Source organism: gamma proteobacterium SS-5 (assembly GCA_009497875.2).
Lineage (GTDB): Bacteria > Pseudomonadota > Gammaproteobacteria > Chromatiales > Chromatiaceae > Magnetovirga > Magnetovirga frankeli.
On sequence record CP032508.2, the window covers coordinates 207,261 to 221,720 of the forward strand.

General features: G+C 63.8%; 13 protein-coding genes. 3 read left to right on the forward strand and 10 right to left on the reverse strand.

Annotated features, from left to right (window positions below):
• Positions 1-83 precede the first annotated feature (83 nt).
• The 9 genes from sdhA to rnd form a co-directional block, all read right to left on the reverse strand.
• A complete protein-coding gene (gene sdhA, locus D5125_06260) occupies positions 84-1,847 on the reverse strand; it encodes a succinate dehydrogenase flavoprotein subunit (GenBank protein ID QFY89111.1) in 1,764 nt (587 codons plus the stop codon).
• Positions 1,848-2,020: 173 nt separating this feature from the next.
• Complete coding sequence (gene sdhD, locus D5125_06265) at positions 2,021-2,362, reverse strand: succinate dehydrogenase, hydrophobic membrane anchor protein (protein QFY89112.1); 342 nt, start codon at positions 2,360-2,362, stop codon at positions 2,021-2,023.
• On the reverse strand, positions 2,359-2,736 hold the full coding sequence (gene sdhC / locus D5125_06270; protein QFY89113.1) for a succinate dehydrogenase, cytochrome b556 subunit: 378 nt from the start codon (positions 2,734-2,736) through the stop codon (positions 2,359-2,361). Before sdhC ends, sdhD begins: the two co-directional genes overlap by 4 nt.
• A gap of 284 nt (positions 2,737-3,020) precedes the next feature.
• Positions 3,021-5,270, reverse strand: a complete 2,250-nt coding sequence (locus D5125_06275) for an NADP-dependent malic enzyme (GenBank protein QFY89114.1) — start codon at positions 5,268-5,270, stop codon at positions 3,021-3,023.
• A gap of 179 nt (positions 5,271-5,449) precedes the next feature.
• Positions 5,450-5,938 carry a universal stress protein gene (locus tag D5125_06280; protein QFY89115.2) on the reverse strand — a complete coding sequence of 163 codons (489 nt, stop codon included), beginning with the start codon at positions 5,936-5,938 and terminating at the stop codon, positions 5,450-5,452.
• A 247-nt stretch (positions 5,939-6,185) separates the two neighbouring features.
• On the reverse strand, positions 6,186-7,583 hold the full coding sequence (locus D5125_06285) for a TRAP transporter large permease subunit (GenBank protein ID QFY89116.1): 1,398 nt from the start codon (positions 7,581-7,583) through the stop codon (positions 6,186-6,188).
• Positions 7,580-8,125, reverse strand: a complete 546-nt coding sequence (locus D5125_06290; protein ID QFY89117.1) for a TRAP transporter small permease — start codon at positions 8,123-8,125, stop codon at positions 7,580-7,582. The genes D5125_06285 and D5125_06290 overlap by 4 nt, the downstream gene beginning before the upstream one ends.
• Before the next feature lie 93 nt (positions 8,126-8,218).
• On the reverse strand, positions 8,219-9,199 hold the full coding sequence (locus D5125_06295; protein ID QFY89118.1) for a TRAP transporter substrate-binding protein: 981 nt from the start codon (positions 9,197-9,199) through the stop codon (positions 8,219-8,221).
• A gap of 323 nt (positions 9,200-9,522) precedes the next feature.
• On the reverse strand, positions 9,523-10,710 hold the full coding sequence (gene rnd, locus D5125_06300) for a ribonuclease D (protein ID QFY89119.1): 1,188 nt from the start codon (positions 10,708-10,710) through the stop codon (positions 9,523-9,525).
• 335 nt (positions 10,711-11,045) lie between these two features.
• On the opposite strand from rnd, the gene D5125_06305 reads away from it, so the two are divergent.
• The 3 genes from D5125_06305 (at position 11,046) to D5125_06315 (ending at position 13,832) form a co-directional block, all read left to right on the forward strand.
• On the forward strand, positions 11,046-11,576 hold the full coding sequence (locus tag D5125_06305) for a hypothetical protein (protein QFY89120.1): 531 nt from the start codon (positions 11,046-11,048) through the stop codon (positions 11,574-11,576).
• A complete protein-coding gene (gene mpl, locus D5125_06310) occupies positions 11,577-12,944 on the forward strand; it encodes a UDP-N-acetylmuramate:L-alanyl-gamma-D-glutamyl-meso-diaminopimelate ligase (protein QFY89121.1) in 1,368 nt (455 codons plus the stop codon).
• Positions 12,945-13,223: 279 nt separating this feature from the next.
• Complete coding sequence (locus D5125_06315; GenBank protein QFY89122.1) at positions 13,224-13,832, forward strand: UbiX family flavin prenyltransferase; 609 nt, start codon at positions 13,224-13,226, stop codon at positions 13,830-13,832.
• 13 nt (positions 13,833-13,845) lie between these two features.
• Here D5125_06315 and D5125_06320 read toward each other — a convergent pair whose 3' ends face one another.
• Positions 13,846-14,448, reverse strand: coding sequence for a DedA family protein (locus D5125_06320; GenBank protein QFY89123.1), 603 nt, complete (start codon positions 14,446-14,448; stop codon positions 13,846-13,848).
• Between the last annotated feature and the right edge of the window lie 12 nt (positions 14,449-14,460).

A 14,460-nucleotide genomic window follows, 5' to 3' on the forward strand; every position in this document is an offset into this window, starting at 1 on the left:
ACCTTCGGTTGAGCCGCCAGCGGCCAGCGGCCAGCGGCCAGCAGGAATTGCTGGCGGCTGGTGGCTGGTGGCTGAAGGCTGGATCAATACACCCGCTCCTTGGGGGGGAAGCTTTGTACGCTCAGGGGTTTGGTGCGCACGGGCTTGAAGTCCATCCGCTCGTCCTGCTGGAAGTACAGGCTGTGTTTGAGCCAGTTGGCGTCATCGCGCTTGGGGTAGTCCGGGCGCGAGTGGGCACCGCGGCTTTCCTGCCGGGCCTGGGCCGAGACGGCGATGGCCATGCCGGTGTCGATCAGGTTCTCCAGCTCCAGGGCCTCGATGCGGGCGGTGTTGAAGGCCTTGGACTGGTCGCTCAGGCGCACCTCCGCTAGTTTCCCGCGTACTTCCTTCAGCAGCTCGACGCCCTCCTGCATGATCTCCTCGGTGCGGAACACCCCGGCGTGGTCCTCCATCACCTTGCGCAGCTCGCCGCGCAGTTCGGCAACGCTGAGGCCCTCCCCCTTCTGCTCCCAGCGGGTCAGCCGGGCCATGGCCTGCTCGACGCTGGCCTGGTTCAGCGGCCGGTGGTTGGGGTTGTCGCGCACGTAATCAATGATCTGTTTGCCGGCGGCGCGGCCGAACACCAGGATGTCCAGCAGGGAGTTGCCGCCCAGGCGATTGGCACCATGCACCGAGGCGCAGGCGCATTCGCCGGCGGCATAGAGGCCGGGGATGACCTCTTCGGGACCATGACGGGCCGGCGAGACCACCTGGCCGTAGCGGTCGGTGGGGATACCGCCCATGACGTAGTGGGCGGTGGGGAAGACCGGGATGGGCTCGCGGGCGGGATCGACCCCGGCGAAGATGCGCGCACTTTCGCGGATGCCGGGCAGGCGCTTGGCCACCAGTTCCTCGCCCAGGTGATCCACCTTGAGCAGGACGTGATCCTTGCGCGGGCCGCAGCCGCGGCCTTCCTTGACCTCGGTGATGATGGAGCGGGAGACCACGTCGCGGCTGGCCAGGTCCTTGGCGTTGGGGGCGTAGCGCTCCATGAACCGCTCGCCTAGGCTGTTGATCAGATAGCCACCCTCGCCGCGCACCCCCTCGGTGATCAGCAAGCCCTTGCCGGCAATGCCGGTGGGGTGGAACTGGAAGAACTCCATGTCCATCAGCGGCACCCCGGCGCGCAGGGCCATGGCCATGCCATCGCCGGTGTTGATGTGGGCGTTGGAGGTGGTGCGATAGACCTGGCCGCAGCCGCCGGTGGCGATCAGGGTGGTCTTGGCCTCGATCAGCAGGGGCTCGCCGGATTCGATGTCCAGAATCAGGGCGCCGAGGATGGCGCCCTCGTCGTCGCGGATCAGGTCGATGGCGAAGTATTCATCGAAGAAATGGGTCCTAGCGCGCAGGTTCTGCTGGTAGAGGGTGTGCAGAATGGCGTGACCCGTGCGGTCGGCTGCAGCGCAGGTGCGCGCCGCCTGATCGCCACCAAAATTCTGGCTCTGGGCACCGAAGGCGCGCTGGTAGATGGTGCCGTTGTCCAGGCGCGAGAAGGGCACGCCGTTGTGCTCCAGCTCATACACCGTGGGGATCGCCTCGCGGCACATGAACTCGATGGCGTCCTGATCCCCCAGGTAGTCCGAGCCCTTGACCGTGTCGAACATGTGCCAGTGCCAGTTGTCCGGCAGCACATTGCCCAGCGCCGCATTGACCCCGCCCTGAGCCGCCACCGTGTGCGAGCGGGTGGGAAACACCTTGCTCACCACCGCCACCCCCAGGCTGGCATTGGCCAGCTGCAAGGCAGCGTTGAGGCCAGCACCACCGGCACCGATGATCAGGGTATCGAAACGTCGTTTTTGCAAGGCCATAGTTCCTTACCAGTGAAATGCTGAACAAAAACCCGAAAATTCAGGACGCAGAGCCCGCAAAGCAGCGCGGAGAGCGCAGAGTTTTAAGTAGATCATTCCCGCAGAAAAAATTAACTCTCCGCGTTCTTTGCGATTCTCCGCGATCTCTGCGTCCTCTTTGCACCTGGCTAGTGCTAGCCGATCGATGCGTGAAAGATCACCAGGGCGGCCCAGAGGCCGCAGGCGATCAGGCTGAAGCCTAACAGGCTGAGCAGCGTCAGGCGCAGGGGCGTCAGCGGCACATAGTCGATGAGTACATCGCGAAAGCCCACCCAGGCGTGGATCAGCAGGTTGACGAAGAACAGCAGCGAGGCCACTTGCATCGCCGGTGCCGCCATCAGCGCCTGCCACTGCGCGAAGTCCACTGGCGGGGCGAGCAGAAACAGGCCAAGCAGAAACAGGCTAAAACCGGTCAGATAGACGGCGCTGATGCGCTGCAGAAACCAGGCCCTCAGGCCGGTGGCATGGCGGCTCATCGCATCACCCCCGTGAGCAGGGCGGCCAGCAGGGGCGCGGCCAACATCACCCCCCAGGCGCTGTGGCGGTAATGGGGCTTGTCGATACCGATGTCCAGATCCAGCAGGAAGTAGCGGATACCGGCAAGCAGGTGATGCAGCAAGGCCCAAAGGGCAAGGAACAGAATCGCCAACCCCAGCCAGCCGCCAAACCAGGCCTTGAGCTGGCCGAATGATGCAACATCCGCCAGGGAGAACTGCAACAGCCCGATCAGCAGGGGAATTGCCAGCACCATGAGCACGCCACTGACCCGGTGGGCAATGGACATCACCCCCGCAATGGGCAAGCGAATCTGCAAAAGATTCAAATAAATATGCCTACCGTTAAGTTTCATCTAGGCTCCCAAATGGTTAAGTCTGGCCTGTTGAGGACGCAGAGGGCGCAAAGAAGCGCGGAGTACGCAGAGATGACATTTTTTCTTTGCACGCATATTGCGTCCTGATCACCACCAATATGCGCTACAGCCCTTCACAATGCCAGACCAGGGCTAGCAGGCTGGCGCTATCAGGTAGTTTAAATCTTTGCGCTCTCTGCGCTTCTCGACTCGGGCCTCCTGCTTCGTTCTACCTCCTGCGTCCATGCAGTCGTCCGCGCCCTCTGCGTCCATCTCATTCTTACTCAAGCCCGCACCGCTGCCAGGGCGGTCATGTTGAGCAGGCCGCGCACCGTGATGCTGGGGGTGACTATGTGCGCCGAGCGTGCCGTTCCCAGCAGCAGCGGGCCTATGGCGATGCCGTCGGCTACCACCTTGAGCAGGTTGAAGGCTATGTTAGCAGCATCCTGGTTGGGCATCAGCAACAGGTTGGCGCTGCCCCGCAGTTGGCCCAGGGGGAAGCGCTGCTGGCGCAGGGCCTCGGACAGGGCCAGGTCGGCGTGCATCTCGCCTTCGATCTGCAACTCCGGCAGCTGGGCGCGGGTCAGCTCCAGCACCCGGCGCATCTTTTGCGCCGATGCTGAGTCATGGCTGCCGAAGTTGGAGTGGGACAGCAGCGCCACCCGCGGCTCCAGGCCGAAGGCGCGCACCGCCCCGGCGGACAGGCGCAGGATCTCCAGCAGGGCCTCGGCGTCCGGGTCTTGTTGCACATAGGTATCGGCAAAAAACAGGCTGCCGCTGTCCATCACCAGCCCGCTCAGTGAGGTCAACCGGGCGACGCCGGGGGCCAGGCCGATGATCTGCTCGATCTGCGCTAGATGCTGGTTGTAACGGCCGACGCTGCCGCAGATCAGGGCATCGGCACGGCCGGATTGCAGCAGAGTGGCGGCAAAGGCGGTGGCGGAATGGCGCAGGGTCTCCCGTGCCTCCGCCGGTGACAGGCCGCTGCGGGCTACGCGCTGGTAATAGGTCTGCAAATAGGTCTCAAACTCGGCGCAATCAGCCGGGTCGATAATCTCCAGCCGGTCTTTCAGGTCCAGCCCCAGCGCGGCGATGCGGCTTTCGATCAGGCTGCGATTGCCCAGCAGCATCGGCTGCGCCAGACCCAGCTCCAGGGCCTGCTGGCAGGCCTGCAGCACCTTCTCCTCGGCACCCTCGGCAAACAGCACTCGGCGCGGGTTGGCGCGGGCCTGCTCGAACACCGGGCGCATGGTCAGGCTGGTGCGGAACACGCGGGATTGCAGCTCGGCACGGTAGTCCGCCAGGTCACGCGGGCGGCTGGCGGCGCCGGATTCCATCGCCGCCTGGGCTACCGCCAGGGGCACCTGCTCCATCAGCCGGGGGTCGAAGGGCTTGGGGATCAGATAATCCGGGCCGAACTGGTGCAGCTGACCGCCATAGGCGGCGCGCACCACGTCCGAGGGCTGCTGCCGCGCCAGCCCGGCGATGGCGCGCACCGCCGCCAGCTTCATCGCGCTGTTGATCTCCCGCGCCCCCACATCCAGGGCGCCACGGAAGAGGAAGGGGAAGCAGAGGACGTTGTTCACCTGATTGGCATAGTCCGAGCGGCCGGTGGCGAGGATGGCATCGGGCCGCACCGCCTTGGCTGCCGCCGGATCGATCTCCGGGTTGGGGTTGGCCAGGGCGAGGATCAGCGGCCGCTCGGCCATGGCCGGCAGCCACTCAGCCTTGAGCACACCGGCGGCGGACAGGCCGAGAAACACATCGGCACCGGCCAGGGCCTGCTGCAGGCTGCGCTGCTCGGTATCCCGCGCATAGCGCGCCTTGTAGGGGTCCATCTCCTCGCTTCGGCCCGCATAGACCACACCGGCAATGTCGGTGACGGTGATGTTGGCCGGGTTCAGGCCCAGCTCCACCAGCAGGTCGAGACAGGCCAAGGCAGCGGCACCGGCTCCGGCGGTGACCAGGCGCACCTGATCCAGCGGCTTGCCGACGATCTCCAGACCGTTGAGAATGGCGGCGCTGACGACAATGGCGGTGCCGTGCTGGTCGTCGTGGAACACCGGAATCTGCATCCGCTGCTTCAAACCCTCCTCGATGATGAAACACTCCGGCGCCTTGATGTCCTCCAGATTGATGCCACCGAAGGTGGGCTCCAGCCGGGCCACGGTGTCGATAAAGGCCTGGGGGTCGCGCTCGTCGATCTCGATGTCGAACACATCGATGCCGGCGAACTTCTTGAACAGCACCGCCTTGCCCTCCATCACCGGCTTGCCCGCCAGGGCGCCGATGGCCCCCAGGCCGAGCACGGCGGTGCCGTTGGAAATCACCGCCACCAGATTGCCACGGGCGGTCATCTCGGCAGCGGCCAGGGGATTTTCCACAATCGCCTCGCAGGCATGGGCCACGCCGGGGGAATAGGCCAGGGCCAGATCCCGCTGGCTGGCCAGGGGCTTGGTGGCGCGAATCTCCAGCTTGCCGGGGCTGGGATGGCGGTGGTAATGCAAAGCGGCTTGTTTGAGGTCAGTGGTCATGGGGTTTTCTTAGTCTAGGTCCGCTAATAAACGCGAATGCACGCCAATCTGGCTAAATACCGGGACTCGGGATTGGGGACTCGGGACTCGCAGATAGGGGGACGCTGCGCGTCCCATTCGAGTCCCGAGTCCCGAGTCCCGAGTCCCCAATCCCGAGTCCCGTTCTTCAATCCTCACCCTTAGTCCGAACAATTTGGCACGATCAACACCGGCACCTTGGCGTGTTGGGTCAGGCGGTGGGTGCTGTCCCCGTGCAGGCCCTGGCGTCGGTAGCAACTGCCCAGAAGGATAAGGTCGGCCTGATGCTTTTCCGCCTGCTTGAGGATCTGCTCGTCCACCCGGCCGCTGGTGACGACGATGTCGGAGACGTGCAGGGAGTCGAGATTATGCGCCTCCATCTCCTCTTCGCAAAAGCGCTCCAGGCGCTGGCGCATCTGCTCCACGGTCTTGCGCATGCCCTCGTGCTCGACGCGCTCCAGGTCGCTATCGGGCAGATAGACCGAGAGAATGGAGGCACCGGTGCGGCCCAGGGGCTCGACCACATGCAGCATGATGATGTTGGCGTTGAATTTCTGCGCCAGGCGCACCGCCTGACGAAACACCGGCCGGGTGTGCCTGCCCAGGTCGGTGGCATAAAGGATGTGCTTGAAATCAAGTTCGGCGAGCATGTCAGTGGTTGCTCCAGTAAATACCATTCAACCCGGCGAGGCCGGGAGTTTGCAGGCGGCTAAGAGCGCTTAGGACGCAGAGTACGCGGAGAAGCGCGGAGCACGCAGAGTTTAATCACTGCGAAAAGCCTGGCCGTTGCCCATTCGCCTGGTGTCCCCATTAGAAGAAGCGGCAACCAGCTATTACCACACAATTATTTCTTCAACTCTGCGCTCTTTGCGCTCCTTTGCGTCCTCTGCGTCCCTTTTAATACCCCCGCAACGCATCAATGTACTCCGGCAGGAACAGGGAGATCTGCGGGATGTAGGTGATCATGATGAGGAACACCAGCAGCAGCGCCAGCCAGGGTAGCACCGCCTTGATCACCCAGCCGATGCTCTGGCCGGTGATGCCCGAGGTGACGAACAGGTTCAGCCCCACCGGCGGGGTGAGCATGCCGATCTCCATGTTCACCACCATGATGATGCCGAAGTGGATGGGGTCAATCCCCAGCTCCATGGCGATGGGGAAGAGGATAGGTGCCATGATCAGCAGGATCGCCGAGGGCTCCATGAAGTTGCCCGCCATCAGCAGCAACAGGTTAACCACGATGAGGAACATCCAGGGGGTCAGGCCCCAGTCAACAATGGCCTGGGTGATGATGTGGGGGATGCGCTCCGTGGTCAGTACATGGGCGAAGAGCATGGCGTTGGCGATGATGAACAGCAGCATGATGCTGACCTTGGCCGCGTCCATGATGGTCTTCTGGATCTCGGCGTTGAAGCCGCAGCGCGGCAGGGCCCAGGTTATTTGCCAGCTGTTGCGCAGCAGCATCTGGCCTATGCCCTCATTCTCCTTGCGCCAGGGCTGGTTTTTCAGCGGCCCCATGTCACGGTAGCCGAACACGGAGACGAGGAAGGCATAGACCGCCGACACCGCCGCCGCCTCGGTGGGGCTGGCGATGCCGCCGTAGATGGAGCCCAGCACGATGACGATGAGCAAGAGCCCGCCGCTGGCGCTGAAGCCGGATTTGAGCAGGGCGCGAAAGCCCGCCCAGGGCTGGGCCGGCAGGTTCTTGATCCGCGCCACTATATAGATGGCGACCATCAGCATCAGCCCCATCAGCAGGCCAGGCAGGAAACCGGCCATGAACATGCGCGCCGCCGACACCTCGGTGGCGGCGGCATAGACCAGCATGACGATGGAGGGTGGGATCAGAATCCCTAAGGTGCCGGCGGTGGTGATGACCCCGGCGGCCAGCTCCTGCGGATAGCCCGAGCGCATCATCCCGGCGATAACGATGGTACCAATGGCCGCCACCGTCGCCGGTGAGGAGCCGGACACGGCGGCAAACAGCATGCAGGCCATGATCGAGGCCATGGCCAGACCGCCACGGATGTGGCCGACCACGTCGATGGCGAAGTTGATCAAGCGCCGCGCCACCCCGCCGGTGGAGAGAAAGGTTGAGGAGAGGATGAAAAAGGGAATCGCCAGCAGGGTGTAATGGCCGGAGAGGGCCTCGAACAGCTTCAGGGCGATGCTGGCGATGGAATCATTGGAGAACAGCAGTATGGTGACAATGCTGGAAAAGCCCAGGGAAATGGCAATCGGCATGCCGATCAGCATACAGCCAAACAGCAGCAGAAACAGGGTGGCTATGGTCATTTGGCGACATCCTCCTGCTTCAGCTGCTCGGCCAGTTTCATGCTTTCCTCGGCCTCGTTGTGGCGCGCAAAGCCGGTGGCCTGGCCACTGATCACTCGCCACAGTAGCTGTAGCAGACGCAGGCTAAGCAGCATAAAGCCGATGATCAGTATGCTGTGGGCAATCCAGGTGGGGATGGGCAGGTCCTCAAGCTCAATGCCGATCATCTTCATCTTGGCCAGATAGATCCAGCCGCCGTAGATGAACAGGCCGCAATAGAGCAGGCTGAGCAGGGCGGCGATGACAGTGAGTATGCGCTGACCCAGGGGGCTGAACAGGCGCACCAGGGCATCCACGCCAATGTGCGCCCCCACCTTGAGGCCGTAGGACACCCCAAACAGCACGAACCAGGCGGACATCAGCAGGGTCAGTTCCTCCGACCACATCAGACCAACGTGAAAGCCAAAGCGCATCACCACATCGGCAAACACCAACAGGGTCATGCACACCAGCAGCAGGGAGATGATGGCCTCTTCGGCCTGATTGATAAGGCGCACCAACATGGTTGCTCCTATTATTGAAGCGGCCAGCTGCCAGCCTTCAGCGGCCAGCTATAAACAGCTGGGGGCTGGCCGCTGACGGCTGCAGGCTGCCGATTATTGATTCGCCTGGATGGCTGCTTCGATCAGGTCCTTGCCGATCTCGTCTTCAAACTTCTTCCACACCGGCTTCATCGCCTCGACCCACAGGGCGCGTTCCTCCGGGGTGAGGGGAATGACCTGGCTGCGGCCGGAGTCTATGACCTTCTGCCGGTCGCTCATGGCCTGTTCGGCGGCGATCTGGTTGCCGTAGGCCAGGGCCTCGTCGAGGGATTTCTTCAGTACCTTGCGGATGTCATCGGGCAGGCCCTTCCAAAACTCGGCGGAGGTTACCACCATGTAGTCCAGCAGGCCGTGGTCGGTCTCGGTAATATAGGGCTGCACCTCAAAGAATTTCTTCGAATAGGTGTTGGACCAGGGGTTCTCGGTGCCGTCTATGGCCTTGGTCTGCAACAGGGTGAAGACCTCGGAGAAGGGCTTTTTCACCGGTGCCGCGCCCAGCTGTTCATACTGGGCGGCGAGCACGTCCGAGGCCTGGATGCGGAACTTCAGGCCACGGGCGTCCTCCGGGGTGCGCAGGGGCTTGAAGGCGGACATCTGCTTCAGGCCATTGTGCAGATAGCCCAGCCCGAGCAGGCCCTTCTTCTGCAGGGAGTTGAGCAGCTGCTGACCGGCCGGGCCTTGCTGGAAGCGGTCCACTGCGGCTATGTCCTGGAACAGGAAGGGCAGGTCAAAGATATTCAGCTGCTTGGTGTAGCGGCTGAACTTGGACAGGCTGGGGGCGGCCAGCTGCACATCACCCAGCAGCATGGCCTCCAGCACCTTGTCGTCGCCAAACAGTTGGGAGTTGGGATAGACCTCGACCACTACCTTGCCGGGCAGGCGCTGCTCGGCCAGTTCCTTGAATTTTTCTGCCATGCGCCCCTTGGGGGTCTTCTCGGCAACGACGTGGGCGAACTTGATGGTGATGGGGGCGGCCTGTACCGCGCCACACATCAGGCTGGCGGTCAGGGCCAGCGCAGTGATGAGTTTTTTCATGGGTTATCTCCAAAGGGCTTGGTGGGTAGTAGGCCGCAATGCCTACAGGCGTTTTTATACCCCAATTAGGTCCGCTGTGTCAGCCAGATTCTGCGAGGAGGGGAGTTTGACGAAAAAATCTGACGCTGATTTGATTTAGGTCATGTTTTATGGCCCCGGCTCGACCGACGGCCAGATGTTTGCCCCTGGCCGATGGGACGCAAAGCCTGGTTGGGAGCATTGCCCATTTGTTCCAGCCCAAGCGGGTCTTTTCTTCACGGCATCGATTAGGGTAGGCCCAGTGGGAGCGGGCTTGCCCGCGATTCCCGCCGCTTGCTGCGCGATCAGAGCTGCCCTGCCGGGTCGCTCGGCAGAGCTGGCTTCCCACCCCAGCCCAGCACCTGGCTCTCGGGCTGAATGCGCAGCTGCAGCTGGCCTTGCAACAGGGCCTGCAGGCGGTCGCCGGCGACCCTTTTTTGCCAGCCGCCGAGCAGGGCGGCGTCGGCCTCGCCACGGATCAGGGCCTCCAGGTCCTTGCGGTTGGCCAGGGCGGCGGGGCTCAGGCCTTCCTCCTCGGCAATCAGCTTGAGCGCGGCATTGAGCAGGTCCAGCTTGGCGTCCTCTTGGGGGCTGAGGCGCTGCTTGATCTCCGGGCTGGGCCAGTCTGCCTTGGCCATCTGCCGGGCCTGCTCGATCAGACCAAGCCAGGTCGCCCCCCAGCGTTGCAGCTCGCGCTCGCGCAGGCTGCGGATCTTGCCCAGCTCCTCCAGGTGGCGCGGCATGCGCCGGGCGATGTCGATCAGTACCTCGTCCTGCACCAGGTGGCGGCGCGGGCGATCACTGGCCTCGGCCTGGGTCTCGCGCCAGGCGGCCAGTTTTTGCAGCACGGCGTATTGCGCCCCGCGCAGCAGTTGCAGGCCCTTGACCCGCGCCCAGGCCTGCTCGGGCGGGTTGATGTAGGTCTCGGGCCGGGTCAGGCGCTCAAAGTCCTCCTGCAACCAGTCCAGGCGGCCCTTTTCCGCCAGCTGCTGGCGCATTTTCGGGTAGAGCTGGGCCAGGTAGATGACGTCGTCATAGGCATAGTCGATCTGCTGAGCGTCCAGGGGCCGCTGCGCCCAATCGGTGCGGCTGTGACCCTTGGCCAGCTTGATCCCGAGCATCTGCTCCACCAGGTTGCCATAGCCCAGCTGATCCCCCAGGCCGAGCAGGGCGGCGGCGGGCTGGGTATCGAATACCGAGGTGGGCAGGCGGCCCCAGCGGTGATGGAATATCTCCAGATCCTGGCGTGCGGCGTGAAAGACCTTGGTCAACGACGGGTCATAGAGCAGCTCCAGCAGGGGGTCCAGGGCCTCCAGGGCGATGGGATCGACGCAGGCGGCAATCTCGCCATCGCACAGTTGCAGTAGGCAAAGTTTGGGGTAATAGGTGGTTTCGCGCATGAACTCGGTGTCCAGCGCCAGCCAGGGCCTGCCACGCAGCTGCTGACACAGGCGCTCTAGCTGCTCTGGGGTGCTGACGTAGATCTTTTCCATCGGCTGGCCTTTGTGTGGGTTAGTGTGAAACTCGCGGCAGCAACTGGCTTGCCGTGCGGCATAGGGCGGGCCGCGCCCGCCGCCAAGCCAGAGCAATGAGGCTTGCCCTGAGCAGGGGCTGGGAGCTCCGAGCGCTGGCTCGGAGGTAAAAAGGGGTGGGTGTGACCATGCCTAGCGGCCACCCCGGATTCCGCTTCGCTGCATCCGGGCTACGGGGCTGCCGAGTCCCGAAGCAGCCAAACGCTGTTTCATATTCCGGGACTGTGCTGCCCGCTTCATGTCCCTTAGGGTATCATCACCCCGCCGATGGGGGCGAAACCGGAACTGGCCTTGTTGTGAAACGCCTGCTGCTGTTTTTTATTGAACTCTGCCTGCTGCGCGCGGCACCCCAGGATCTGCCGGGAGTCTGGGTGCTGTTCTGGCTGCTGCTGCCGGTCAGTCTGCTGCTGGGCATGCTGCTCATCGGCAGCGGCCTGGGCGGGCTGGATCGGGCCTTTTTCGCCGCCCTGATCGACCTGGGGATCATGCTCGGCTGGACCGGCCTGCTGCTGGGCTTCAAGCGCCATGGCGAGCGCTTTTTGCAGACCGTCACCGGCTTGCTGGGCATAGGCATAGTCCTGGGTCTGCTGGTGCTGCCCCTGCAGCTGGCCCTGGCCGATATCCCGGCGGATGCCGAGCTGGGTCTGATCACCCAGCTGGCCTCGGTGCTGCTGCTGTTCGCCATGGTCTGGTCGATGGTGGTCAGCGGCCACGTCTATCGCCACGCCCTGGATGTCAGCCTGGGTCTGGGCATGGGTTTGGCGCTGAGTTATTCGGTGATCACCACCCTGGTGATCGGCCTCATCTTTCCGGCCACAGGAGGCTAGGTGCACATTCACATTCTGGGTATCTGCGGCACTTTCATGGGCGGCCTGGCGCAGATCGCCAAGGCCCTCGGGCATGAGGTGACCGGCGCCGATGCCAATGTCTATCCCCCCATGAGCACCCAGCTGGAGGCCGCCGGCATCGGCCTGATTCAGGGCTATGCGGCCGATCAGCTGAGGCTTGCTCCGGATCTGATCGTCGTCGGCAACGCGATGAAGCGCGGCATCGAGGTGGTCGAGGCCATGCTCGATCAGGGTCTGGCCTACACCTCCGGGCCGCAGTGGCTGGCGGAGCATCTGCTGCAGCAGCGCTGGGTGCTGGCGGTGGCCGGCACCCACGGCAAGACCACCACCGCCAGCATGCTTGCGTGGATATTAGAAGACGCCGGCCTCAAGCCGGGCTTTCTCATCGGTGGCGTGCCGGAGAACACCGGCCAGAGCGCCCGGTTAGGAGAGAGTCCCTTCTTCGTTATCGAGGCGGACGAGTACGACACCGCCTTTTTCGACAAGCGCTCCAAATTCGTCCATTACCGCCCGCGGACCCTGGTGCTGAATAATCTGGAGTTCGATCATGCGGACATCTTCGATGATCTGGCGGCGATCCAGCGCCAATTCCATCATCTGGTGCGCACCGTGCCCCGCTCCGGGCTGATTATCTCGCCGCTGCAGGACGACAACCTGCACGAGGTGCTGGAGCAGGGCTGCTGGACCCCGCTGGAGTATTTCGACAGCCGCATCGAGGCGCAGTGGAGCTGCCGGCTGGAAAGCGCCGATGGCAGCCGGTTTCAGGTGCTCTGCGCTGGCAAGCACCAGGGCGAGGTGGATTGGGCGCTCAACGGCCAGCACAATGTGGCCAACGCCCTGGCCGCCATCGCCGCGGCCCGCCATGCCGGGGTGCCGCCGCGGCTGGCGGTGGAGGCGCTGGGGCGGTTTCGCAACGTCAAGCGACGCATGGATCTGCGCGGCGAGGTGGATGGGGTGCGGGTGTATGACGACTTCGCCCACCATCCCACCGCCATCCGCACCACCCTGGAGGGCCTGCGCGCTGCCCAGCCGGAGCGGCGCCTGATCGCCATTCTCGAACCGCGCTCCAACACCATGCGCCTGGGCACCCTGGCCGCCCAGCTACCCAAGGCGCTGGAGCTGGCGGATCAGCTGCTGGTGTACGTGCCCGACAGCCTGAACTGGGATGCGCGCCAGGTGTTCGCCCCCATCTCCAACCGCACCGAGCTGTGCCGCGAGGTGGCCGACATCGTTCAATGGGTCTCGGCGGAGGCCCGCCCCGGCGATCAGATATTGGTGATGAGCAACGGCGGCTTCGAGGGCATCCACCAGCGCCTGCTGGATGCCTTGGCGGCGCGGCGGGGATGAGGAAAGAGGGACGCAGAGGGCGCAAAGCAGCGCAGAGATCGCAGAGATAAACCCAGTAAAAGCATTTAGCCATAGGCGACTTTGCAGCAGGCGAGGGAGGTCGGCTTTGCCGGGCGACCTGGCGGGACATCGCTGATCGCACTGCATCCGGGCTACAACTCAACACATCCGAGCGCCAGTTGAGAATTTCCGGTGCTCGGAGCTACCAGGATGATGGGCAATAGCAATGAAAATAAATTATTTAATCTGCGCTGATCGGCGCAATCTGCGGTTCAATAAATGAATCCGGCCATTGCCTTAGCCATCACCGGCGCTTCCGGCAGCCTTTACGCCCTGCGTCTGCTGGAGGAACTGGTGCGCGCCGAGCGACCGGTCTATCTGATGATCTCCCAGGCCGCGCAGGTGGTGCTGCAGATGGAACTGGGGCTGGATATCCCGGCCCGGCCCGAGGCCGCCGAGCACTGGTTCAGCCAGCGCTACCAGGCGGCGCACAATCAAATCCAGGTATTCGGCCGCCAGCAGTGGACCGCGCCGCCGGCCAGCGGCTCCAACCCACCCCAGGCGATGGTGGTGGCACCTTGCACCACCGGCACCCTGGCGAGCATCGCCAACGGCATCAGCAATGACCTCATCGGTCGCGCCGCCGATGTCGCCCTCAAGGAGCGGCGCAAGCTGATCCTGCTGGTGCGCGAAACCCCCTTCTCCGAGATCCATCTGGAAAACATGCTGCGCCTGAGCCGCATGGGCGCCATCATCATGCCGGCCAATCCCGGCTTCTACCACCGGCCCCAGTCGGTGGCTGACCTGGTGGACTTCATGGTGGCGCGGATGCTCGATCACCTGGGCATAGAACATCAACTGACGGCCCGCTGGGGCAGCCAGGCCTGAGCGCCCGCCCCGATCAGCCCCGATACCGATACCGCTGTACCAACCACCAGACCAGCACCACCAGGGCGACGCCGACCAGGGGAATGGCCAGTTTCAGCCAATCGCCATCGCTGGCGGCCTGGCCCACCAGGGTGCCGGGCAGCAAGTAGGCCGGTGCCCAAACCAGGGCCGAGAGGATGTTGGCCGCGTAGAAACGCCTGGGCGGCATGTGCATCAGTCCCGCCACCAGGGGGATGATGGCGCGAATGGGGCCAAAGAAGCGGCCCAGGGCCACGCTCAGGTCACCGTAGCGGGCGAAGAATGCTATGCCCTTTTGCAGCTGATCCGGGTGCAGACGAAACCAGCGCAGCTCCCCGGTGTAGGCATCCAGCCGGTGCCCCAGCCAATAGCTCAGACCATCGCCGATGATGGCCCCGGCAGCGGCATAGGCGCACATGGCCCAGAAATCCAGCACCCCGGCACCCACCAGGGTGCCGACGGCGAACAGCACCAGCACCCCAGGGATCAGCACCCCGACCAGGGCCAGGGACTCTGCCAGGGCCACGGCAAACACCACCCAACCGGCCCACTGGGGCTGGGTGCCTATCCAATCGATAAGGGGGTTGATCAGGTCCATGGGGGCCGGGGA

Coding starts and splice junctions, on each gene's coding strand:
- sdhA (QFY89111.1), bottom strand. CDS start 1,847: ATGGCCTTGCAAAAACGACGTTTCGATACCCTGATCATCGGTGCCGGT.
- sdhD (QFY89112.1), bottom strand. CDS start 2,362: ATGAGCCGCCATGCCACCGGCCTGAGGGCCTGGTTTCTGCAGCGCATC.
- sdhC (QFY89113.1), bottom strand. CDS start 2,736: ATGAAACTTAACGGTAGGCATATTTATTTGAATCTTTTGCAGATTCGC.
- D5125_06275 (QFY89114.1), bottom strand. CDS start 5,270: ATGACCACTGACCTCAAACAAGCCGCTTTGCATTACCACCGCCATCCC.
- D5125_06280 (QFY89115.2), bottom strand. CDS start 5,938: ATGCTCGCCGAACTTGATTTCAAGCACATCCTTTATGCCACCGACCTG.
- D5125_06285 (QFY89116.1), bottom strand. CDS start 7,583: ATGACCATAGCCACCCTGTTTCTGCTGCTGTTTGGCTGTATGCTGATC.
- D5125_06290 (QFY89117.1), bottom strand. CDS start 8,125: ATGTTGGTGCGCCTTATCAATCAGGCCGAAGAGGCCATCATCTCCCTG.
- D5125_06295 (QFY89118.1), bottom strand. CDS start 9,199: ATGAAAAAACTCATCACTGCGCTGGCCCTGACCGCCAGCCTGATGTGT.
- rnd (QFY89119.1), bottom strand. CDS start 10,710: ATGGAAAAGATCTACGTCAGCACCCCAGAGCAGCTAGAGCGCCTGTGT.
- D5125_06315 (QFY89122.1), top strand. CDS start 13,224: ATGAATCCGGCCATTGCCTTAGCCATCACCGGCGCTTCCGGCAGCCTT.
- D5125_06320 (QFY89123.1), bottom strand. CDS start 14,448: ATGGACCTGATCAACCCCCTTATCGATTGGATAGGCACCCAGCCCCAG.